Raw genomic sequence first — 20175 nt, 5'->3', positions numbered from 1 at the left:
TCCACGCGGCCACTGAAAATTATTCTATTATTTCCCTCTAAAATACGACATCTCAACCCCGCCCGCGTACTGTCCGGTTCGGCGGTTTTTCCGGCGACCGTGCCTGCAAGCAGCCAACTTTCGGCAAACCTGCGGTCACCTGCCGGTGCGCTGCGAAAGGCCCGATCGATGACGAGGGGATCGGGCTTTTCGGTATTGTTCTGCGCGATGTCACAGGAAGCGATTTCGGGACGAAGGTATGCCGGCCAGCCCGTAGAAGATCGGCAACGCGAGCGACGCGCACGTTTTCTCGAATCCGGCCTGACGGTTTTTGCCCGCGACGGGTACGCCAATAGCTCGGTCGGTGCCATTTGCAAAGACGCGGGGCTGTCCTCGCGTCAGTTCTACGAGGAGTTCACCGGCCGCGAATCCTTACTTCTCGAACTCTTCGCACTCATCGACCGCGAATCCCGGGCAGCGGTGCTGGCATCGCTGGACCACAGCGCCGAGCAGAACGCGATCCAGCGGATCGACGCGGCCGTCCGGGCGTACGTGCATTCGATCGGATCCGATATGCGCCGCGCCCGGGTGGTCCTGGTCGAGGTGGTCGGCGCGGGCACCAAAGTGGAGAAGATGCGCACGGAATCGCGCCGCTCCTGGAGCTCCGTCCTGGCGCGCACCGCCGAGGACGCCGCCCTGCACGGGGAGATCCCGACCGGCGACTACGACCTGCGCATGCTCGCCATCATCGGCGCCGTGAACTACGTGGTCGAGCAGTGGAGCGGAACCGAACCCCAGCGGCCGCTCGACGAGGTCATCCGGGTGCTGAGCCGGATCATCATCGGCGCCATCCGGGCCTGACACACCGGCGCGGCCGGGCGCGTCGATTAGCGTTGACGCCGTGGAAACCGTTGCCATCCAGATGCCGGACGGTAGCACCGTCCCGGTGCGGCTGATCCCCGCCACCGGACCACACCGGCATCCGATAGCCCTCGACCGGCCACGCCCCGTACTCGTGCTGATTCCCGGGCTGGGCGTACCCGGCGAGTACTACCTGTACTTCGCCCGGGAACTCGCCCGCCGCGGCGTCGACGTGGCGGTCGGCGAACTACGCGGCAACGGCGACAGCACCCCGAAACCGAGCGCGGCCAGCTCCTACGGCTATCACGAACTGGCCGCGGTCGATTTCCCGGCGATCTTCGAAGCGGTCCGCACCCGGTTCCCGGACAGCACCCCGTACCTGCTCGGCCACAGTATGGGCGGACATCTCTCGGTGCTGTACGCGGCGCGGGTCCGCGGGCGGCTCGGCGGGCTGATACTCGTCGCCTCCGGCACCCCGTACTACCGCGGATTCCGCGGCATCCTGGGCCCGGGGCTGCTGCTCGGCACCGCCGCCGTCTCGCTCACCGCCAACCTCGCCGGTGTCTGGCCGGGCGACAAACTCGGCCTCAACGGGTTCGGCCGCCAATCCAAAGTACTGATCTCGGATTGGGCGCGGCTGGCGCGCACCGGCCGGTTCACCCCGGCCGGTGCGGATATCGACTACGAGCAGCGAATCGCCCGGCTGAAACTGCCGGTCCTGTCGATCACCCTCACCGGCGACGAACTGGCCCCGCCCGCCTCGGCCCGCCACCTGCTGGAAAAACTCCCCGCCGCGGACACGACCAGCTGGCACGAACCCCGGAAACTGGGACACAACGGCTGGATTTCCGAACCGGCCCCGGTAGTGGACCGGATCGAGAGATGGTTGCACGACCGCTGAGGCGGCTATTTCGAGGTACGGCCCTCGACCAGCATCTGGGTGAAGAATTCGTAGATCAGCGCTGCTTGGAAGGCCGACTGCTTGTTGTCCGCGGCACCGCCGTGCCCGCCCTCGATGTTCTCGTGATACCAGACGCGGTGTCCCTGATCCTCGAGTAGCGCCGCCATTTTCCGCGCGTGCCCGGGATGCACCCGGTCGTCACGAGTGGAGGTGGTGAGCAGAATCGGCGGATACGTCACGCCCGCACCGTTTTCCATCGCTTTCTGATAAGGCGAATAGCGGCTGATGTACTCCCATTCCTCGGGTATATCGGGATCACCGTATTCCGCGACCCACGATGCCCCGGCCAGCAACAGGTGATAGCGCCGCATATCGAGTAGCGGAACTTGACAGACGATGGCGCCGAACAATTCCGGATACCGGGTGAGCATCACACCCATCAGCAAACCGCCGTTACTGCCGCCCACGGCGCCCAATTGCGGCGCGGTGGTTATCCCCCGCTCCACCAGATCCCGCGCGATCGAGGAGAAATCCTCATAGACCTTGTGCCGGTTCGCTTTCTGCACGGAGGTATGCCATTCCGGACCGTATTCCCCGCCACCGCGGATATTGGTCGTCACCCAGGTGCCGCCCTGCTCCAGCCAGCCCATCCCGGATGCTCCGCTGTATCCGGGCGTGCGGGAAACCTCGAATCCGCCGTAGCCGGACATCACCGTGGGCGCGGGCTCACCGCGATTATCGCGATGCCGGATCACGAAGTACGGGATCATCGTGCCGTCGTCCGAACGAGCGAAGAACTGCTCGGTATCGATTCCGGTTGCGTCGAAGAAGGCGGGCGCTTGTTTCAACTCGGTCGCCGGTGTGCCGACCACCCCCGAAAGCAACGTCGTCGGCGTGGTGAAACCGCTTGTCATCAGCATGAAATCGTCACCGCCTTCGAGCGGATCGAGATTCATGATGCCGGTGGTGGCCATGGCCGGGGTATCGGCGAGCGGTGCCCGGTGCCAGCCGCCGTCCCCCGGGGTCAGGACATACAGTTTGGTTTGCACATCTTCCAGGGTCACCAGCAGCAGATGGTTCTCGGTCCAGCCGTAACCGTGCAGCGCGGTATGCGCGTCGGGCTCGAACAACACCTCGAAAACGCGTTCGCCGGAAAGGAACCGGTCGAAATTCGTGACGATCAGCGATCCCGCCACGTAGGTGCGGCCACCGGTCTCCCACGGGGACTTCAACCGCACCAGCAGCCAATCCTTGTACCAGGATTCGTCGGCATCGGACGGGGTTTCGAGCCGGACCCGGGAACCGTCGGGTTGCAGCAGGTAGACGTCCTCGTTGTAGAAATCGGTCGCCTGCCCCACATAGTGGCGCTCGTAGCCGGGTGTGCGATCGTAGCCGGCACTGATGGCGACATCCGTCACCGCACCCTCGAACACCGTTTCCGCGCTGTCGAGAGCGGTGCCGCGGCGCCAGCGTTTCGCGATCCGCGGGTAGCCGGAATCGGTGAGCGAGCCCGGTCCGAAATCCGTTCCCACATACACGGTGTCGATATCGATCCAGCTCAGCCGGGATTTTTCTTCCGGCAGGAAGAAGCCACCGTCCTCGGGAGCGATGAATTCCCTGGCCTCGAGGTCGAATTCACGCACCACCTTGGCATCGGCACCGCCGCGGGAAAGGCTGATCAGGGCACGATTCTGTTCCGGCCGCAGGACACCGGCCCCGCCCCATACCCAGTTCTCGTCCTCGGCCGCGGCCACGGCGTCGAGGTCGATGAGGACATCCCATTCCGGTTCCGGTTTCCGGTACTCCGCGAAAGTGGTCCGCCGCCACAATCCCCGGGGATTGTGCGCATCGCGCCAGAAGTTGTACAACCATTCCCCACGCCGCCCCGGGAACGGGATCTTGGCATCGGTATCGAGCATTTCCAGGATCCGCCGCTGCAGCACATCGAAGCGGTCGGCCGCGGCGAACCGCTGCACAACCACCTCATTGTGCGCCCGGGCGAAATCCAGCGACCGCTCGCCGGTGACCTCTTCGAGCCAGAGATAGGGGTCGGCTGCGCTGTCCCGTGCATCGCTCATCCGACCATTCTCACCCAGCACGACGAGGTGCGTACCGCCGGTCAGCCCTGATCCGCCGGTACGGGCAGCCGGCGCGTCCGGGTTCGGGTCGCCGGACGGACCGGGCCGACGGTCAGCGTTGCGGGGCTCGCGCCGTCACGACTTCCGCGTGGGTTCATCCGGGGAGCCCGCCGGGCCCTCGAAACGGGCGGGGATTTCCGCCCGAGCGGTGTCGAACAGGTCGGCGCAGCGGGTGAGCAACCGGAACAGCGTTTCCCGTTCGGTATCGGTGAACCCGTCGCCGACGGACCGCTCCACCGCGATCGCGCGCGCATCGGCATCGTGCATCACCGATTCCCCCTTCTCGGTGAGGCGGGTTTCCAGCATGTTCCGGTGCCAGGGGTGCGGAGTGCGCTCGATCATCCCGCGGTCGACGAGGTTGGTGAGCACGGTGTTCATGGTGGGCGGGGTCACCCCGCACAGCCGGGCCAGTGCCGCGGCGGAGATGCCGGGGTTCTCGGTGAGGAACAGCAACGCCGCGTACTGGGCTTCGGTAACCCCCGCCGGTTTCAGCACGGCGAGTTTGGCCGCGGTGCGCGCTTGTTCCGCGCGTTTCACGTACGAACCGATGCGTTCGCCGGCGGGCATGGAGGTCATGCAGGCATGGTATCCAGCCACTCACAGATTAGAGTCTTGACGAGCATTAGTACTCTAATTATGCTTCGTGCTCGCATCCTGATTCGCTTGCTATCGAAACTTCGGAAAGGCCCGATTACCCATGCTCGAAACGAAGCTCCAGCGCTGGTCGGCGCCGTTGATCGCGGTCGTCGCGGGACTTGCCCTGACCGGATGCGGGAGCACAGCCCCGCCCACACCACCGACCGGAATCGAGACGGCTTTCGAACTCCCCGGCGACCGGGTCTACCCGGAAGGCATCGCACTGGACGAACGGACCGGCGATATCTACGTCGGCTCCTTCGCCGACGGCACCATCTACCGGGCCGCTCCGGGCGCCCCGCGGGCCGAGGTCTTCCTACCAGCCGGCAGCGACGGCCGCCGGACAGCCAACGGATTACGCGTGGACCCCGACGGCCGGCTCTGGATTATCGACTCCACCACCGGCGTCACCGTCTACGACCTCACCACACGCGCGCTCCTCGCCCGCCTCGACGCAGTCGGCCCCGCGGACCGATTCCTCAACGACATCGCCCTCACCCCCGACGGCACGGCCTACCTCACCGACAGCCGCCGCGCTGTCGTCTACCGGGTGACCCCCGACGCCCTCACCCGCGCGATCGCCGCCGGCGGCCACGGCGAACTCACCGACTCCGTAGACCTGAACCCATCCCTGGAACCCCACGACCCCGGCGCGTACACCCTCAACGGCATAGCCGCCGACCCCACCGGCTCCTACCTGCTCACCGTCGACTCCACCGGCGGCGACCTCTACCGGATAGACCTCACCACCCCCACCGCCGCAGTCAGCAAGGTGACTCTCGACGGCGGCGATCTGCACCTCGGCGACGGCCTCGACCTGCACGACGGCACTCTCCGGGTCGCCCACAACACCGACGACACGCTCAGCGCCTGGACAGTGTCCCCCGACGGCTCCTCCGCAACCCGCACAACCGGCTACCACGACGAGGCCCTCGACACGCCCACCACCCTGGTCCACCACTCGGGTCACACCCTGGTCGTCGCCTCCCAGTTCGACAAGGGCGGCCCGCTCGGTCCCGGCTCCCCCACCATTGCCTTCCGAGTCCTGGAGATATCCGGAATCTGAGCACACCTGCGGCACCCGGACCGACCGGCCACGTTCATTCGCTACACAGCAACGGACTTGTTCGGCGCCACGGTGCTGCAACTGTTGCACCGCCCATCCTGCCCTCCGGCTGTCGCGGCACCGTGGAACGCCTACTCGGCGTGGATTCGAGGGTGATCCCCGCGGCCGTCGCCCGCTCCGGAGCCGAGCACCAGAACGTGGGCGTTTTCTACGCCCTTCGCATCACCGGCGGCGAGCTCCGGGCCGAACCCAACGGGCAGATCGCCGAATCGATCTGGACACCGACTTCCGATGTCATCCGCCTCCGCCGCTCATCACTCGTCGACACGGGCATCGCTCTCGCGCAATCCCTTCCGGCCACCGGCCACGTCGATCCCGTCCACGTCGGCGGCCTGATACAGCACCGAGCGCGGCTAATGCCCGAGTGCCCGGTGGAGACGGGCGAGCCCGGGCCCCACCCGACGCCGGAGTCGCGGTACCGAACTCCCGACCGGCCTGCTCTGCCGGGTTCACTGTGCCTGCTGCGCCCATACCATCTCCGCACCCGGACCGGCCGACAGCGTGCCGGCGGAACCCGCGGGCAGGTAAGCGAATTCCCCCGGCCGGATAGTTACGAGCCGGCGCTGCGCGGGAGTCGCGCGACGGCCGCCGTGCGGCTCCTCGCCGACACCGATCCCGAACTGCCCGGCCGTTGCCGCCACCAGAGTGTCGCGTGGGGTGTGGAACTCGATACCGGCCTGGGTCTCCGCCCGCCAGAACCCGGTTCCGAAGTGATTCTGCGCCGAATCGGCTCTTTCGTGGGCAGCGAACAATTCCCGGCTCTCTCCCCTCGGCCGCACGCCCGATGACCGGCCGGCAGGCAAGACGGTCGCCGGCGGTCCTGCGACCGACCGAACACGGGCGCTTTCCCATGCCGCGCTGTCGATTTCCCACGCGGGCGGATAGGCCAGCGCGATCATCTCCACATCGGCCTCGACGCGCAGTTCACCGCGGCTCGCCGCACGCAGCGCGATCAGGTCTCCCGGCCGCGCGCAGACACTGCCGTCGTCGCTGTCGACGATCATCTTCCCCGCCGTAACGATCCACACTTCCTCGTAGGGGGCCAAGAGCGGAGCCCGCGTGCCGGCGTCCAGCTGCGTGAAGCCGACGCTCATCCGGCCGTAACCCTCCCCCACCACGGAGCCGAGCCGGATCCCGCCCTCGATGTGTTCCCAGGTCCGCACATCGGCGGGCGTGAGAGCCCGGATCCGCCGCGCGGACACACCGGGCTCGCTCATCTTGTCATCGTAGGTCGGCAAGGAATTTCTCCCGCGTAGGTTTCGACTTGCCCGGCGGATTCCAGACCGTCACCGGCGACGCCTATCCGTCTGCTTGGGATGCCCGGCCCCGGCCTGCGTTATCCACACTGTCCGGGACTCGTCGTCGATCGCATACCAGACACGACCGCCACCGGTGACCTCGTATTGCCACTGCTCCAGTTCGATAGCATCGATCTTCACTCTGGCCAGGTCGTACTTCAACGGATGCTGCCGGGCTGGTTCATCACGGCACCGCGGATCGGCGGTCAGTGCGAACCAAGCGCGGTCCAGGTTCCCTGGAACCTGAGACCGAAGTGCGGCCCATCCGATCGCCGCCTGCCGATCGACCACCCGCACCACCCAGCCGGTCGGGCGGCGGACTTCGTCACCACGCCCCAGCTTGTCAGTCATCACCACCACCGGGCCGCTGCACTTCCGCGGACCCGGTTGTATCGAACGGCCCGCGTAGGCGCGCGACCAGAACTGGATCGGAGTAGATCTCGGCGGTCGACTGCCATTCTGTGAACGCCCGCGCAAAAGGCAACAGCAGTCCAGTTGCCGCACCGGCGAGTAGGTGATCCAGAAGTTCAGTGACACACTGCGGCCGCGCTTCGACAGGGAGCCACTTCAGCCAGGGTAGCTCCTCGGCGAAGACCTCTTCCGCAAGTGCCCGGTTACTCTTGGCGATGATGGCCAGCGAGCGAGCGGCCAGACCGAGCCCCTGGACCAGCGCATCGAAGCGCTCGGAGCGCATGAGCACCAGGTTCTCCGCGTCACGACGCTCGAGGATCACATCCGCATCCTCCAGAGCGGGGAAGACACTGGTCTGCTTGTTGATCAGCGTCGAGAAAGCGAAGGTCCGAGTAGCCATGCCGCCATGATACCCCGACTTCGAAAGTAGTTCAGTTGATTGCGGGAGCTATCGACGGTAGGCCGCCTTGTTGCGGCCACCCACCCCTCTGGGTATCGCCGGTCGGTTGTAGACGTCCAGGATGCCCCATGAGCCTGTATCGACACAGGCGCGAAAGGCCGATGGCCGGCCCACCCGTAGGTGGACCGGCCATCGGTTCGAAACTGGTTGCCGGGTAGCAGGACTCAGAAGTCCATGCCGCCCATGCCGCCGGTCGGATCGGCCGGCGCGGCGGCCGCCTTCTCCGGCTTGTCGGCGACAACGGCCTCGGTGGTCAGGAACAGGGCCGCGATGGACGCCGCGTTCTGCAGGGCCGAGCGGGTGACCTTGACCGGGTCGGCGACACCGGCGCCGAGCAGGTCTTCGTAATCACCGGTCTGGGCGTTGAGGCCCTGGCCGGCCGGAAGGTTGGAAACCTTCTCCGCCACCACGCCGGGCTCCAGGCCCGCGTTGAAGGCGATCTGCTTCAGCGGAGCCGACAGCGCCACCTTGACGATGTTCGCGCCGGTCGCCTCGTCACCCTCGAGCTTCAGGTCGTCCAGCGCCGGGGCCGACTGCAGCAGGGCCACGCCACCACCGGCGACGATGCCCTCTTCGACGGCAGCCTTGGCGTTGCGCACGGCATCTTCGATGCGGTGCTTGCGCTCCTTGAGCTCGACCTCGGTCGCGGCGCCGGCCTTGATCACCGCAACACCGCCGGCCAGCTTGGCCAGGCGCTCCTGCAGCTTCTCGCGGTCGTAGTCGGAATCCGAGTTCTCGATCTCGGTGCGGATCTGCGAAACCCGGCCCTGGATGGCCTCGGCGTCGCCGGAGCCCTCCACGATGGTGGTCTCGTCCTTGGTGACGACGACCTTGCGGGCCTGGCCGAGCAGCTCGATACCGGCGGTTTCCAGGTTGAGGCCGACCTCTTCGCTGATGACCTCGCCACCGGTGAGGATGGCGATATCGGCGAGCTGGGCCTTGCGGCGGTCGCCGAAGCCCGGGGCCTTGACGGCGACGGACTTGAAGGTGCCGCGGATCTTGTTCACGACCAGGGTCGACAAGGCTTCGCCCTCGACATCCTCGGCGATGATAAGCAGCGGCTTACCGGCCTGGATGACCTTCTCCAGCAGCGGGAGCAGATCCTTGACGGTGGAAACCTTCGAGCCGACCAGCAGGATGTACGGATCCTCGAGGACCGCTTCCTGACGCTCGGGGTCGGTGACGAAGTAGCCCGAGATGTAGCCCTTGTCGAAGCGCATACCCTCGGTGAGCTCCAGCGACAGACCGAAGGTCTGCGCCTCTTCGACGGTGATGACGCCTTCCTTGCCGACCTTGTCCATGGCCTCGGCGATCAGCTCACCGATGGACGGGTCGCCCGCGGAGATACCGGCGGTGGCGGCGATCTGCTCCTTGGTCTCGACCTCCTTGGCGGAGTCGAGCAGCTTGGCCGTGACGGCCTCGACGGCCTTCTCGATACCGCGCTTCAGGCCCAGCGGGTTCGCGCCGGCCGCGACGTTGCGCAGGCCCTCGCGCACCAGCGCCTGAGCGAGCACGGTGGCGGTGGTGGTGCCGTCGCCCGCGACATCGTCGGTCTTCTTGGCGACTTCCTTGACCAGCTCGGCGCCGATCTTCTCGTACGGGTCCTCGAGCTCGATCTCCTTGGCGATGGACACACCATCGTTGGTGATCGTGGGGGCGCCCCACTTCTTCTCGAGCACGACGTTGCGGCCCTTCGGCCCCAGCGTCACCTTGACCGCGTCGGCGAGGCTGTTCAGGCCCCGCTCGAGGCCGCGACGGGCCTCTTCGTCGTACGCAATTGTCTTGGCCATTGCGGTGAGATCCTCCAAGTAATGAGGCTGACACACAGGATGACCGCCTTGTCGGGTCACCCTTAGCTACGCTGTGGCCAGGCCCGGTGCCCGCGACGGACGACCAGGGGTGTCGTGTACCCGATCTCACCGTCCCGACCTAGCACTCTCCGATCGAGAGTGCCAAAGCCATTTTTAGCACTCGTCGATAGCGAGTGCAAGGTCGACCGTCGCGCTACCCCCCAAGAACGCCGCGCAAAGATTGTGAAAGCCCTATCAGGCCATTAGGATCCGCTGATGGAATGTCACAGTATCCCCCGACGTGACGGGCCGAGATCGATCGCTGCCCCACGGACAGCAGGTTGATACGGTGATTCCCCAACCATCCCGGCGCATGTTCCTGCACTCGGTCGGGGCCGGACTCGCGGCCGCGATTGTCGCCGCTCCACCCACAACAGCACGATCGGCCCCATTACCCGCACCCAACCGGATCCCCGCAGACCCGGCGCTACTTTCTGCGTCGGATGCCGCCGCGCTGCTGCAGGCCAAGAGATTACATCCCCGGGAGCTGCTCGAAGCCTGCCTACACCGCAGCGCCCGATTCGACGGTCCGATCAACTCCTGGGTGCGGACATATCCCGAGTTGGCCTACGAGCAGGCAGAACAGGCCGGTCGGCGATTGGCGGCCGGAGATGCGCCGCTGCTGTGCGGGCTGCCAATCGCGTTGAAGGATCTGATCGCGGTCGCGGGACTACCGGTAACCGCGTGCAGCCGAGTACTCGCAGGCAATATCGCCGCCGGCGATGCCACGGCCTGGCAGCGACTGCGTGACCAGGGCGCGGTTCTGGTGGGCCACGCTCAGAACGACGAATTCGGGTTCGGGGGTATTTGCGCGCAGACCGGTAACCCGTGGGATACCACCGCATCGGTCGGCGGCTCCTCCGGCGGTAATGCGGCGGTGCTGGCGGCACGTTTCGCTCCGCTGGCCGTGGGCACCGATACCGGCGGTTCGCTGCGTATCCCGAGCTCGCGCTCGGGAGTGAGCGCAATCAAGCCCACTTATGGTCAGGTGAGCCGCCACGGCGTCGTTCCCACAGTTCCATCGCGCGACCATATCGGTCCGATGGCACGCAGTATCGCCGATGCCGCGCTACTGCTCTCGGCACTTACGGGAACGGACCCGAACGATCCCGCAACCGCCACCGCGTCCGCGGTTCCCCAGGGCGGATATCCGCTGACTGCCACGGGCGGCACGACGCCCCTCGCCGGCCAGGTGTTCGGCGTGGACCGGAAAACGATGGACCAACTCCCCGCCGCCCTGGGCGTGCTGATGTCCGGCTTCCTCGACCTCGTCGTCCGGCTCGGCGGCCGGCTACGCGATATCACGATGCCTGAACTGCCCGGCACTCTCCTCGACGACAGTGTGGAAATAGGACGCTATCACCACCAGTGGATCGATCGGCTGGGGCTCTACCAACCGGCGTCCGCAGCCATGGTCACTTCGGGACTGGCCGCCCTGGCGGCACCGATCGAGATATACCTGACGTTCGAACGCGAGCGCCTCCGGTATCAGCACAACTACAACCGATTACTCATCGAGAACGATCTGGCGGCCGTGATCCTGCCTACGGTCACCAATGACCGGCAGGAGCGCAGAAACACCCCTCCCGACCCGCTCGATACGAGCCCGCCCACGATCGGGGCCAACTATTGCGGTGCTCCCGTAGTGGCGCTACCGATCGGCCGTTCCGCTGCCACGGGCCTACCGTTCGGCGTACAGATCAGCGGCCGGCCCTGGTCGGAGCCCGAATTAATCCGTATCGGACTCGAGCTACAGGCCGCTGAACCGGTTTGGGAGGAGATGCCCGATCTACCGGATGGCACCCGGGAACTTCCGGATACCGCACGATCGGCACCCGGACGAGGACCTGATCCGACCGGCACGATCGTCGTCCCCCCGCCGTTCCGGTTCGTCCCGACCACCGCCACCAGCTGACCCCCAACGCACCCGCGGGACGTCACTGCCCGAGGAGTGCAACGTCGCAATCGGGGAACCTCGACGGTGCGGCAGTGCCCGGCGCGGGGATCGGCGCCGGGTCAGAGACTGTCGGTGACCCGGAGGGCCAGGGCCAGGAAGGCGTCCGCGCGCCGCTCTTCCGGACTCCGGGGCTCCCCCTCGTCGACAGTGACGAATTCGGCGTCGTGCAGGAGAAGCTCGGCTTCGACCCGCATGATCGCTCGAATGAACGGGGGTGCGACCTCGGGTGGCAGGTCACCGTTGACGACGTAGCTGCCGTCGGACAGGGATTCGGTGGAGACATAGGTGAGCGCGCGCAGCAGATCGTCCCGGTGTTCCCCGGCGACCAGATCGGGGTCCGTTTCATCCGCCATTGCTATAGATTACCGGGATAACCGCCCGTACTGGGCACGCCGACGCGAACGCCAACGCCGGGCCATCGCGCAACCGCCGGATTACCCCCTACCGGCGACGATCTGCTGAAGGAGCTCGACCAGCCGCGTTTCCAGCGCAGCCTTGCGCAGGCCCGCATCCGACAGGATGCCCGTGCCGTTCTCCTGTTCCAGGATCGCCAGCAGGACGTGTTCGGTGCCGATGTAGTTGTGACCGAGCCGCAGCGCTTCCCGGAATGTCAGTTCCAGAACCTTCTTGGTTTCGCCGTCGAACGGCACGAGACCGCTCATCGTGCCACTGGAAGTAGCGGCTTTCAGTTGCTCGGGCGAGATCGCGGCGCCCGGTTGCGCCCCTGCGGCGGCGATGGCGGCGGTGGCGAGATCGGCCGGCGCGATGCCCTGGTCGGCGATGAGCCGGACGGCCAGGCTGTCGGATTCGCTGAGCAGGCCGAGGACGAGATGGACGAGGTGGATTTCGGCGCTGCCGGATGCATTGGCCGCTTCCTGCGCGGCGACGACCATGGTCCGGGCTCGTTCGGTGAATTTGGCGAAGCCCGCATCTGCGTCCATTTCGGCGGACGGATCTCCGGGCGCCTTCGGCACGAAGCGTTTCTGCGCGGCCTGTTTGCTGACGCCCATACTCGTGCCGATTTCGGTCCAGGAGGCACCTGACCGGCGGGCCTGATCGACGAAATGACCGATCAGATGGTCGGCCACATCGCCGAGGTGTCCGGCGGCGACCACCGCGTCGGAGAGCTGTTCCAGGGCATTGTCGGGACGGGCTTTTTTGATGACCTCGATGAGATCGTCCAAGCGCACTGGCGAGTTCATCCGTCAACTATAGGTTGACGTACATTTACCGTCAACTACAGGTTGACGATCTCAGCTCCGGCCGCTGGGCCGCCGCAATCGCAAGCGGGAGTCCCCCCGCAGCACCGGCCGCCGGATCTCCGGCCGGCGAAGTACCGGCAACCGGCGATCGGCCCGGCGCTGAGCGCGCCGCTCGGCCGGTTTGTACTGCCAGGTCTCCGGGCGGGCGGCCACCCACCGCTGCGAATACCAGGCGAACGGTATATGCCCCAGATACAGCACGATGAGCACCAGCAGCAGCACGATCGGGTAGGTGATCAACGCGGCTCCGGCCAGCGCGACCAGCACGAGCAGCCCGGCGGCCGCCTGTGGCGCCACCGAGACCGATTTCATGGCCAGTGTCGGAATCGTGCTCACGCACAGTGCCGCGGTGAACACGGTCCAGGCCGCCACGATCGGAAAACTGGTCCACCAGCCGTCGCCGAACTGGACGAACAGCGCGATCGGCGCCATCGCGATGAGGGCACCCGCGGGCGCGGGCACACCGACGAAGTACTCCCGGGACCAATCCGGCCGGGTGTCGTCGTCCATCAGCGTGTTGAACCGTGCCAGCCGCAGCACAATGCTCACCGCGTACAGCAGGGCGATGATCCAGCCGGCACTATTGCTCTCGCCGTCGAACAGCACGATATAGACCACCAGCGCCGGCGCCACTCCGAACGAGATGGCGTCGGACAGCGAATCCAGCTCCGCCCCGATCTTGGTGGTGGCCGACAGCAACCGGGCCAGCCGGCCGTCGAGGGTGTCGAGGACCGCGGCGGCGCCGATCATGGCCAGCGCGATCTCCAACTCGCCCTCGAGGCCGAATTTCACCGCGGAAAGCCCCGAGCACAACGCCAGGATCGTGACGATACTGGGCAGCAACCTGATGGATCGGCGCCGCCTGCCTTCGATGACCTGCTCCATCACGATCCTGCCGACGGCAGGACCGCCAGCACCGTCTCCCCTCCGATCGTCCGCTGCCCGGTGTTCACGAGCAGTTCGGTGCCGGCCGGGAAATACGTATCGACCCGCGAGCCGAAACGGATCAGGCCGTAGGTGTCGCCGATGGTGATCCGGTCGCCGGGGGCCGCATCGCAGACGATCCGCCGCGCCAGCAGCCCGGCGATCTGGACCACGACCACCTGTTCCCCGGATTCGGTATCGATCACCATGCTGTTGCGTTCGTTGATCGCGCTGGCTTCGGGGAGGTCGGCGGATTTGAAGCTGCCGCGCTGGTACTGCACCCCGCCGACCACACCGGAAACCGGTGTGCGCTGCACATGCACGTCCAGGACCGACAGGAAGATACTGACCCGCGGCAGCGGAGCGTCCCCGAGACCGAGCTCGGCGGGCGGGGCCGCGGTATCGACGAGCGCCACCTCACCGTCGGCGGGCGCGACAACGACGCCCGGCCGGTTCGGCGGCACCCGGTGCGGGTGCCGGAAGAAGGTGGCACTCGCCGCGGCGGCGGCCAGGCCGGCGCGGCGTAGCCAGGGGCGACGCCGTCCCACGAGCGCCACGGCCAGCGGCGCGGCCACGAACGGCAATCCGGCCGGATGCATGGGCGGGACCGCTTTGCGCACCAGATCGGCCAGATGGCCCGGCCCGGTGCGTTCCGGGGTGCCGGGCGGAGTGGGACGGCGTGCCACAGATTCCTCTTTCATACTCGATTCGATCCACTCGGACCGACGGTACGGTCGGACACCCGTGGCGTCCCGGCCGAACCTGTCGGCGCAAGCGTTCACACCTTACGCCGAGCGGGTGTATTCGTGCCGGGTGTCGCCGCAGGCTTACCTCCTGACGACCAACTTCACCAGGAACAACAGGATGATCGCGCCGAGCAGGCAGGTGAAGAAGCTGAACCACCAGCCGCCTCCCGCGACGTCGACCCCGAAGGCCGCGAGCAGGAAGCCGCCGAGCAGACCACCGACGACACCGACCACGATATTGAGCAGGATGCCCTGTTGCGCATCGGTTTTCATGATCTTACTGGCAATCCAGCCGGCGATGCCGCCGATGATGATCCAGCCGATGATGCCGAGACCGAGCATGAGTGTTCCTCGCTATCTGTCCGGTTGCACGTTCGCGGTGACGAACGCCTACCCGGGCGGTACCCGGGCACGGTCGGGATAACCCCGCGAGGAAAATCGGATATGAGCTGCCATCTCGCGAACACCGAGCTAATATGAGGGTGCCTCATGTCTTCGGATTGCCCGGCAGACGTCAGCCGATACCGGGCGAGGAATCCACATCGAATCGGGTCAACCCTCGCGGCGACGCCGCCGCAGGTACATAGGAGAAGCACCATGGCTACTCAGATCGCCCAGACGACCGGGGCGCAGTCCACCGCGATCCTGGGACTGGGCGTCTATCGCCCGGCACGCGTGGTCACCAACGACGAAGTGGCCGGCCCGATCGATTCCAGCGATGAGTGGATCCGCACCCGCTCGGGTATCCGCACCCGCCGATTCGCCGACGATTCCGAGACCATCCACTCGATGAGCGTCGCGGCCGCACGCGGCGCCCTGGAATCCGCCAAGATCGCCGCCGACCAGGTCGACTGCGTGATCGTCGCGACCTCGACCCATCTGCTGCTCACCCCCGCGGCCGCGCCCCGGATCGCCACCGAACTGGGCGCGGGCGGCGCCGCGGCCTTCGATATCTCCGCCGGCTGCGCCGGTTTCTGCCACGGCCTGGCAATGGCCTCGGACCTGGTCCGCGCCGGGACATCGTCGCGAGTGCTGGTCATCGGAGTGGAAAAACTGACCGATACGATCAACCCGGCCGATCGCAGCACCGCGTTCCTGTTCGCCGACGGCGCGGGGGCAGTGGTGGTGGGGCCGGCCGACGAACCGGGGATCGGCCCGACCGTATGGGGGTCCGACGGCACCCAGCACCAGGCGATCCGGCAGGACAAGGACTGGATCGAGTTCTTCGCCGAGATCGAGGAGAAGGGCCTCGACGCCGTGCGCCCGTATCTCGCGATGGAGGGCACGGCGGTGTTCCGGTGGGCGGCACATTCGCTGGAGAAGGTCTGTCGCGACGCGGTCGACCGGGCCGGGCTGGCCATGGACGACCTGAACGCCATGATCCCGCATCAGGCCAACGGCCGGATCATCGAGATCATGGCGCGGGTGCTGAAACTTCCGGAGAACTGCGCGCTGGCCAACGATATCGAGGAGGCCGGCAACACTTCAGCAGCCTCGATTCCGCTGGCCATGGAGACGCTGCTGCGGACCGGCGAGTCGAAACCGGGCGATACCGCACTGCTGATCGCCTTCGGCGCCGGACTGTCCTACGCCGCGCAGGTGGTGAAGCTGCCGCAGTTCAGCCCGCCTCGACCGCTTTCTTGATCTGCGCCAGCGATTCGTTCATTCCGTGGACGAGGCTCTCCTCGAATGCCTGTTCGCCACCGAGCATCGCGTTGATCAGAGTCTGCGATACCCAGGTGGTGCCGTTGGGGACGTCCCGGCGTTCGATCAGCCGGGTGCCGTCCGCCGTCGGCTCCAGCGTGTAGGTCCAGACGGTGCGGTTCTGGCTGACCCGGAACGCCAGTGCACTGTTCTTCTCGTAGCGCACGATGCGGGAGGTGGTCGGCCAGAATTTCCAGCCGTCGCGGTTGAGGTTGACGGTGATCACGCCGGCTTTCGGTTTGCCGATCGGGATCATGCGCACGCATTGCGGACTGAACTCCGGCATCCGGCGCGGGTCGGCGAGCACCGCCCACACCCGTTCCGGCGCCGCGGCGATATCGATACTGGCTTCCAAGTTCTTCGGCACCATTGCCTCCAGGTAGCTGACACTCCAAGTATCAGAAAGAGTAGCGATCGGCTTCGTCTCGGTCACGTTTTCCCGGCCGTCATATCGATGACGTGGATCCGGAAGCAGAATCGAGGTGTAAGACCCGCGAGTTCAGTCAACGCCACCGCAAGCAAGACACGACGCCAGCAAACACTCAGCTACGGTAAGGTGATGGGCCGTGAACCTTCGCTCGCTATTACGCCGCCAGAACTCCGAGGGCTTACCCAAGCTGCCCGCGCTCGAACCACCGGATGACACCCTCGCCGACGACCGCGTCGACGAGCGGCTGGAACGTCTGCTCACCCCCACCGAACTCGATATGGTGCGCAAACACCGGGTTTGATTACCGGGCTCGCCGCCCAGGCCCCTGATCACCGCGGACAGCGGCACCGACACCGAACTCCCCGACGGTTCACATGAACGGTGCGGAACCCCGAACCCCGCGCTGCCCCGGAGGCAGCGCTTTCGAACCCAGTACGCTGCTGGTCGCGCCGGAGGCTCCGGCGTGGCTGATCTCGGGGAATGCGTTATGAAGCGAATTTCAACTGTTGTCCTGGCCGCTGCCGCCGCCGCGGCGCTGGTGCTGACGGGTTGCTCATCGGAGGAACCGGCCGAAACATCCGGCCCCCCGAAGAGCACCGGTACCACGCAGACGTCGCCGCAGACCGGTTCGGAGACCGGCAGCACCGAAGAATCCCCCGCGCCGAGCGAAAGCACCGAGGCCGCCGAAGCGCCCGCGCCGACCTCCGCCGCGGCGGAAGCCCCCGCTTCCGGGCGGGCGTCCGACACCACATGCGCCCAGTTCGCCCAGCTCGATGAGCCGCAGCAGCAACAACTGGTTCACGCGATTCTCGCCGAGAACCCCGACAGTTCGTTCGTCGGCAACCCCAACGCCGCTCTGGGTACCGCGAAGCTGGTCTGTAATTCCAGCAAGCTCGCCGATCAGAAAGTCGCCGTAGTATCCGGCATCGTCGAAGGGTGAGTTGTCCCCCGCCGGGCGCGCAGAATGGAACCTGTGGCTGATCTGGCTTTGACCGTCCGACTGAATTCGTCCGCCGCGGATGCCCGGCGGGGGGTGATCCGGCTCCACCCGGAAGTGCTGACCGCGCTCGGGCTGCGCGAATGGGACGGGATCACCCTGGTCGGCGCGCGCCGGACCGCCGCCGTCGCCGGGCGCGCGCCGGCCGATACGCCGGCCGGGACCGCCCTGCTCGACGATGTGACCCTGTCCAACGCGGGGCTCCGGGAGAACGCCACGGTGGTGGTGTCCCCCGCGGTGGTACATGGCGCCCGGCATATTTCGGTGAGCGGGTCGCGGCACGCCACTCGGTCGATACCGGCCGCCACCCTGCGGCAGGCTCTGCTCGGCAAAGTGGTGACCGTCGGCGATACGGTCTCGCTGCTCCCCCGCGATCTGGGCCCGGATATTCCGTCGTCGACGGCCAGCCAGGCTCTGTCGCGGGCGTTCGGCATCGCCTGGACCTCCGAACTGCTCACGGTGGTCGCCACCGATCCCCCCGGCGGACCGGTGAGCGTACAGCCGAACTCGGCGGTCGAATGGGCCGCCGGTGCGGTGGCCGGGAACCACCCGGCGGCGGTGCGGGTGAACGAGCAGGGCGGGCCGGAGCAGCCGCTGGTGCCGAGTCACCTCGACACGGTCGGTGAAACCGATCTGCCGGCCCCGGTGACCGGTGCGCCCGCGCCCGGAGTGCGGGTGGAGGAATTGGCCGGTGCGCGTCAGCAGGCCGCCAAACTCGACGAATGGCTGAGTCTGGCACTCGACGAACCCGAATTGCTGAAAGCGCTGGGCGCCGCACCGCACCTGGGCGTTCTCATCACCGGGCCGGCCGGAGTGGGCAAGGCCACGTTGGCGCGGGCGGTGGCCGCACCGCGCCGGGTGGTGGAGTTGGACGGCCCCTCGGTGGGCGCTGCCGAGAGCGGGGCCCGGTTACGCGAGGTGGCGGCGGCTGTTGCGGCGACCTCGGGTAAGGGCGGCGTACTGCTCATCACCGATATCGACGCCCTGCTACCGGAACCGGCCGAACCGGTGGCGACCCTGATTCTCGATCAGTTGCGCGCGGCGGTGGCCGAGCCGTGTGTGGCCCTGCTGGCAACCACCGCGCATCCTGCCGCGGTCGATACCCGGCTGCGGGCGCCGGACCTGTGCGATCGCGAACTCGCGCTGGCCCTGCCCACCGCGGCGATCCGTAAGGCCCTGCTCGAACAGTTGCTGGCGAAGGTGCCCACCGGCGAACTGCGGCTCGAGGATATCGCCGCGCGGTCGCCCGGTTTCGTGGTCGCCGATCTCACCGCGCTGTGCCGGGAGGCGGCGTTGCGGGCCGCGGCGCGGGCCAGCCGGGAAGGCAGCATCGAGCCCCGGTTGGAACACGAGGATCTGCTGGGTGCACTGGAGGTGATCCGGCCGCTGTCCCGGTCGGGAACCGAAGAACTGGCGATCGGCAGTCTCGGCCTCGACGATGTCGGCGATATGGCCGAGACCAAACAGGCGCTCACCGAGGCGGTGCTGTGGCCGCTGCGCCACCCCGATTCGTTCGCCAGGCTGGGGATCGATCCGCCGCGCGGGGTTCTGCTGTACGGCCCGCCGGGGTGCGGAAAAACTTTCCTGGTGCGCGCGCTGGCGGGTAGCGGGCAGTTGAGCGTGCACACGGTCAAGGGCGCCGAGCTGATGGACAAATGGGTCGGCTCGTCGGAGCGGGCGGTGCGGGAGTTGTTCCAGCGCGCCCGCGATTCCGCGCCGTCGCTGATCTTCCTGGACGAAGTGGACGCGCTGGCGCCGCGGCGCGGGCAGAGTTCCGATTCCGGGGTCGGCGATCGTGTGGTCGCGGCCCTGCTGACCGAGCTCGATGGGGTGGAACCGCTGCGAGACGTCGTGGTGCTGGGCGCCACGAACCGTCCGGAGCTCATCGATCCGGCACTGTTGCGGCCGGGCCGCCTCGAACGGCTGGTTTTCGTTCCACCACCGGACGCCCAGGCCCGGGAGGCGATCCTGCGGACGGCGGGGCGTTCGGTTCCGCTGACCGAATCGGTGGACCTGGCCCGGCTGGCCGCCGACCTGGACGGTTTCTCCGCCGCCGACTGCGCCGCATTGCTGCGCGAAGCCGCACTCGCCGCGATGCGCCGCGATGTGCTGGCCGCCGATGTCACCGCCGACGATATCGCCGCCGCCCGGCGGACGGTCCGCCCGTCGCTCGACCCGGCCCAGGTCGAAGCGCTGCGCCGCTACTCCGAGGGGTAATCGCTCCCCTGATTCACGACGGCTCCGGGACCGCGGATTTCGATCCGTGGATTCTGCACGCCTCGACGGAATCGGCCGGGCTCGGCGAAGCCACGATCCCGATCTCGCCCGCGACGACCTCGGCATCGGCACCTGCAAGGTGTACGACGGAAACCGGACCAGGACCGGTACCAGGGCCGGGCACGGTCGCCGGGCGCGTCGATTTGCCGAGCCGATGAGCAGGCCGGGGACACCGATTGCGTCCGGGTCGGCATCGGTCCGGGAGCCGGTCGCCGCGG

The 20175-nt window shown here is 67.1% G+C and carries 20 protein-coding genes; 8 read left to right on the top strand and 12 right to left on the bottom strand.

Annotated features, from left to right (window positions below; translation table 11 throughout):
• Nucleotides 1-207 precede the first annotated feature (207 nt).
• Both IU448_RS26670 and IU448_RS26665 read left to right on the top strand, forming a co-directional pair.
• Nucleotides 208-840, top strand: a complete 633-nt coding sequence (locus IU448_RS26670; protein ID WP_195058466.1) for a TetR/AcrR family transcriptional regulator — start codon at nucleotides 208-210, stop codon at nucleotides 838-840.
• A gap of 40 nt (nucleotides 841-880) precedes the next feature.
• The gene (locus tag IU448_RS26665; RefSeq protein WP_195058465.1) at nucleotides 881-1741 is read left to right on the top strand and encodes an alpha/beta fold hydrolase; all 861 of its coding nucleotides are present in this window, start codon (nucleotides 881-883) and stop codon (nucleotides 1739-1741) included.
• 5 nt (nucleotides 1742-1746) lie between these two features.
• On the opposite strand, the gene IU448_RS26660 is transcribed toward IU448_RS26665, so the two are convergent.
• Both IU448_RS26660 and IU448_RS26655 read right to left on the bottom strand, forming a co-directional pair.
• On the bottom strand, nucleotides 1747-3819 hold the full coding sequence (locus IU448_RS26660; RefSeq protein WP_195058464.1) for a prolyl oligopeptidase family serine peptidase: 2073 nt from the start codon (nucleotides 3817-3819) through the stop codon (nucleotides 1747-1749).
• Nucleotides 3820-3954: 135 nt separating this feature from the next.
• Nucleotides 3955-4455: a MarR family winged helix-turn-helix transcriptional regulator gene (locus IU448_RS26655; protein WP_228814375.1), complete on the bottom strand. Its 501-nt coding sequence runs from the start codon at nucleotides 4453-4455 to the stop codon at nucleotides 3955-3957.
• Nucleotides 4456-4576: 121 nt separating this feature from the next.
• On the opposite strand from IU448_RS26655, the gene IU448_RS26650 reads away from it, so the two are divergent.
• A complete protein-coding gene (locus IU448_RS26650) occupies nucleotides 4577-5581 on the top strand; it encodes an SMP-30/gluconolactonase/LRE family protein (protein ID WP_195058463.1) in 1005 nt (334 codons plus the stop codon).
• Between the two features lie 509 nt (nucleotides 5582-6090).
• Here IU448_RS26650 and IU448_RS26645 read toward each other — a convergent pair.
• The 4 genes from IU448_RS26645 to groL form a co-directional block, all read right to left on the bottom strand.
• A complete protein-coding gene (locus tag IU448_RS26645; RefSeq protein WP_195058462.1) occupies nucleotides 6091-6858 on the bottom strand; it encodes a hypothetical protein in 768 nt (255 codons plus the stop codon).
• Nucleotides 6859-6927: 69 nt separating this feature from the next.
• The gene (locus tag IU448_RS26640; protein ID WP_195058461.1) at nucleotides 6928-7290 is read right to left on the bottom strand and encodes a hypothetical protein; all 363 of its coding nucleotides are present in this window, start codon (nucleotides 7288-7290) and stop codon (nucleotides 6928-6930) included.
• Nucleotides 7283-7750 carry a hypothetical protein gene (locus IU448_RS26635; RefSeq protein WP_195058460.1) on the bottom strand — a complete coding sequence of 156 codons (468 nt, stop codon included), beginning with the start codon at nucleotides 7748-7750 and terminating at the stop codon, nucleotides 7283-7285. Before IU448_RS26635 ends, IU448_RS26640 begins: the two co-directional genes overlap by 8 nt.
• Before the next feature lie 224 nt (nucleotides 7751-7974).
• The gene (gene groL / locus IU448_RS26630; RefSeq protein ID WP_195058459.1) at nucleotides 7975-9600 is read right to left on the bottom strand and encodes a chaperonin GroEL; all 1626 of its coding nucleotides are present in this window, start codon (nucleotides 9598-9600) and stop codon (nucleotides 7975-7977) included.
• Between the two features lie 373 nt (nucleotides 9601-9973).
• Between groL and IU448_RS26625 the strand changes: the two genes are divergently transcribed.
• Nucleotides 9974-11575 (top strand): amidase, encoded by a 1602-nt coding sequence (locus tag IU448_RS26625; RefSeq protein WP_195058458.1) that lies wholly within the window; start codon nucleotides 9974-9976, stop codon nucleotides 11573-11575.
• A gap of 101 nt (nucleotides 11576-11676) precedes the next feature.
• On the opposite strand, the gene IU448_RS26620 is transcribed toward IU448_RS26625, so the two are convergent.
• The 5 genes from IU448_RS26620 to IU448_RS26600 form a co-directional block, all read right to left on the bottom strand.
• Complete coding sequence (locus tag IU448_RS26620) at nucleotides 11677-11970, bottom strand: DUF222 domain-containing protein (RefSeq protein ID WP_195058457.1); 294 nt, start codon at nucleotides 11968-11970, stop codon at nucleotides 11677-11679.
• Nucleotides 11971-12051: 81 nt separating this feature from the next.
• On the bottom strand, nucleotides 12052-12819 hold the full coding sequence (locus IU448_RS26615; RefSeq protein WP_195058456.1) for a Clp protease N-terminal domain-containing protein: 768 nt from the start codon (nucleotides 12817-12819) through the stop codon (nucleotides 12052-12054).
• A gap of 51 nt (nucleotides 12820-12870) precedes the next feature.
• Nucleotides 12871-13764 (bottom strand): CDP-alcohol phosphatidyltransferase family protein, encoded by an 894-nt coding sequence (locus IU448_RS26610; protein ID WP_195058455.1) that lies wholly within the window; start codon nucleotides 13762-13764, stop codon nucleotides 12871-12873.
• Nucleotides 13764-14489 carry a phosphatidylserine decarboxylase gene (locus IU448_RS26605; protein WP_195058644.1) on the bottom strand — a complete coding sequence of 242 codons (726 nt, stop codon included), beginning with the start codon at nucleotides 14487-14489 and terminating at the stop codon, nucleotides 13764-13766. Before IU448_RS26605 ends, IU448_RS26610 begins: the two co-directional genes overlap by 1 nt.
• A 141-nt stretch (nucleotides 14490-14630) precedes the next feature.
• Complete coding sequence (locus IU448_RS26600) at nucleotides 14631-14891, bottom strand: GlsB/YeaQ/YmgE family stress response membrane protein (RefSeq protein ID WP_195058454.1); 261 nt, start codon at nucleotides 14889-14891, stop codon at nucleotides 14631-14633.
• A gap of 255 nt (nucleotides 14892-15146) precedes the next feature.
• Here IU448_RS26600 and IU448_RS26595 point away from each other — a divergent pair, with 255 nt between their 5' ends.
• On the top strand, nucleotides 15147-16193 hold the full coding sequence (locus tag IU448_RS26595) for a beta-ketoacyl-ACP synthase III (RefSeq protein ID WP_195058453.1): 1047 nt from the start codon (nucleotides 15147-15149) through the stop codon (nucleotides 16191-16193).
• Here IU448_RS26595 and IU448_RS26590 read toward each other — a convergent pair.
• The gene (locus IU448_RS26590) at nucleotides 16168-16620 is read right to left on the bottom strand and encodes an SRPBCC family protein (protein ID WP_195058643.1); all 453 of its coding nucleotides are present in this window, start codon (nucleotides 16618-16620) and stop codon (nucleotides 16168-16170) included. The two genes, IU448_RS26595 and IU448_RS26590, sit on opposite strands and share 26 nt — an antisense overlap.
• A gap of 199 nt (nucleotides 16621-16819) precedes the next feature.
• Here IU448_RS26590 and IU448_RS26585 point away from each other — a divergent pair, with 199 nt between their 5' ends.
• From IU448_RS26585 to IU448_RS26575, 3 genes are all read left to right on the top strand, one after another.
• Nucleotides 16820-16984, top strand: coding sequence for a hypothetical protein (locus IU448_RS26585; protein WP_195058452.1), 165 nt, complete (start codon nucleotides 16820-16822; stop codon nucleotides 16982-16984).
• Nucleotides 16985-17170: 186 nt separating this feature from the next.
• Complete coding sequence (locus IU448_RS26580) at nucleotides 17171-17623, top strand: hypothetical protein (RefSeq protein WP_195058451.1); 453 nt, start codon at nucleotides 17171-17173, stop codon at nucleotides 17621-17623.
• A 33-nt stretch (nucleotides 17624-17656) separates the two neighbouring features.
• Nucleotides 17657-19897: an AAA family ATPase gene (locus tag IU448_RS26575; RefSeq protein ID WP_324188725.1), complete on the top strand. Its 2241-nt coding sequence runs from the start codon at nucleotides 17657-17659 to the stop codon at nucleotides 19895-19897.
• Nucleotides 19898-20175: the final 278 nt, after the last annotated feature.

Source organism: Nocardia flavorosea, from assembly GCF_015477805.1.
Classification (GTDB): Bacteria; Actinomycetota; Actinomycetes; order Mycobacteriales; family Mycobacteriaceae; genus Nocardia; species Nocardia flavorosea_A.
Note: the sequence above shows the minus strand (reverse complement) of the source record. Positions and strands in the feature narration are given on the sequence as shown.

Excerpts from the sequence above, each read along its gene's own strand:
- IU448_RS26670 (WP_195058466.1), top strand. The coding sequence starts at position 208 with ATGTCACAGGAAGCGATTTCGGGACGAAGGTATGCCGGCCAGCCCGTA.
- IU448_RS26660 (WP_195058464.1), bottom strand. The coding sequence starts at position 3,819 with ATGAGCGATGCACGGGACAGCGCAGCCGACCCCTATCTCTGGCTCGAA.
- IU448_RS26655 (WP_228814375.1), bottom strand. The coding sequence starts at position 4,455 with ATGACCTCCATGCCCGCCGGCGAACGCATCGGTTCGTACGTGAAACGC.
- IU448_RS26650 (WP_195058463.1), top strand. The coding sequence starts at position 4,577 with ATGCTCGAAACGAAGCTCCAGCGCTGGTCGGCGCCGTTGATCGCGGTC.
- IU448_RS26645 (WP_195058462.1), bottom strand. The coding sequence starts at position 6,858 with ATGAGCGAGCCCGGTGTGTCCGCGCGGCGGATCCGGGCTCTCACGCCC.
- IU448_RS26640 (WP_195058461.1), bottom strand. The coding sequence starts at position 7,290 with ATGACTGACAAGCTGGGGCGTGGTGACGAAGTCCGCCGCCCGACCGGC.
- IU448_RS26635 (WP_195058460.1), bottom strand. The coding sequence starts at position 7,750 with ATGGCTACTCGGACCTTCGCTTTCTCGACGCTGATCAACAAGCAGACC.
- groL (WP_195058459.1), bottom strand. The coding sequence starts at position 9,600 with ATGGCCAAGACAATTGCGTACGACGAAGAGGCCCGTCGCGGCCTCGAG.
- IU448_RS26625 (WP_195058458.1), top strand. The coding sequence starts at position 9,974 with ATGTTCCTGCACTCGGTCGGGGCCGGACTCGCGGCCGCGATTGTCGCC.
- IU448_RS26620 (WP_195058457.1), bottom strand. The coding sequence starts at position 11,970 with ATGGCGGATGAAACGGACCCCGATCTGGTCGCCGGGGAACACCGGGAC.
- IU448_RS26615 (WP_195058456.1), bottom strand. The coding sequence starts at position 12,819 with ATGAACTCGCCAGTGCGCTTGGACGATCTCATCGAGGTCATCAAAAAA.
- IU448_RS26610 (WP_195058455.1), bottom strand. The coding sequence starts at position 13,764 with ATGGAGCAGGTCATCGAAGGCAGGCGGCGCCGATCCATCAGGTTGCTG.
- IU448_RS26600 (WP_195058454.1), bottom strand. The coding sequence starts at position 14,891 with ATGCTCGGTCTCGGCATCATCGGCTGGATCATCATCGGCGGCATCGCC.
- IU448_RS26595 (WP_195058453.1), top strand. The coding sequence starts at position 15,147 with ATGGCTACTCAGATCGCCCAGACGACCGGGGCGCAGTCCACCGCGATC.
- IU448_RS26580 (WP_195058451.1), top strand. The coding sequence starts at position 17,171 with ATGAAGCGAATTTCAACTGTTGTCCTGGCCGCTGCCGCCGCCGCGGCG.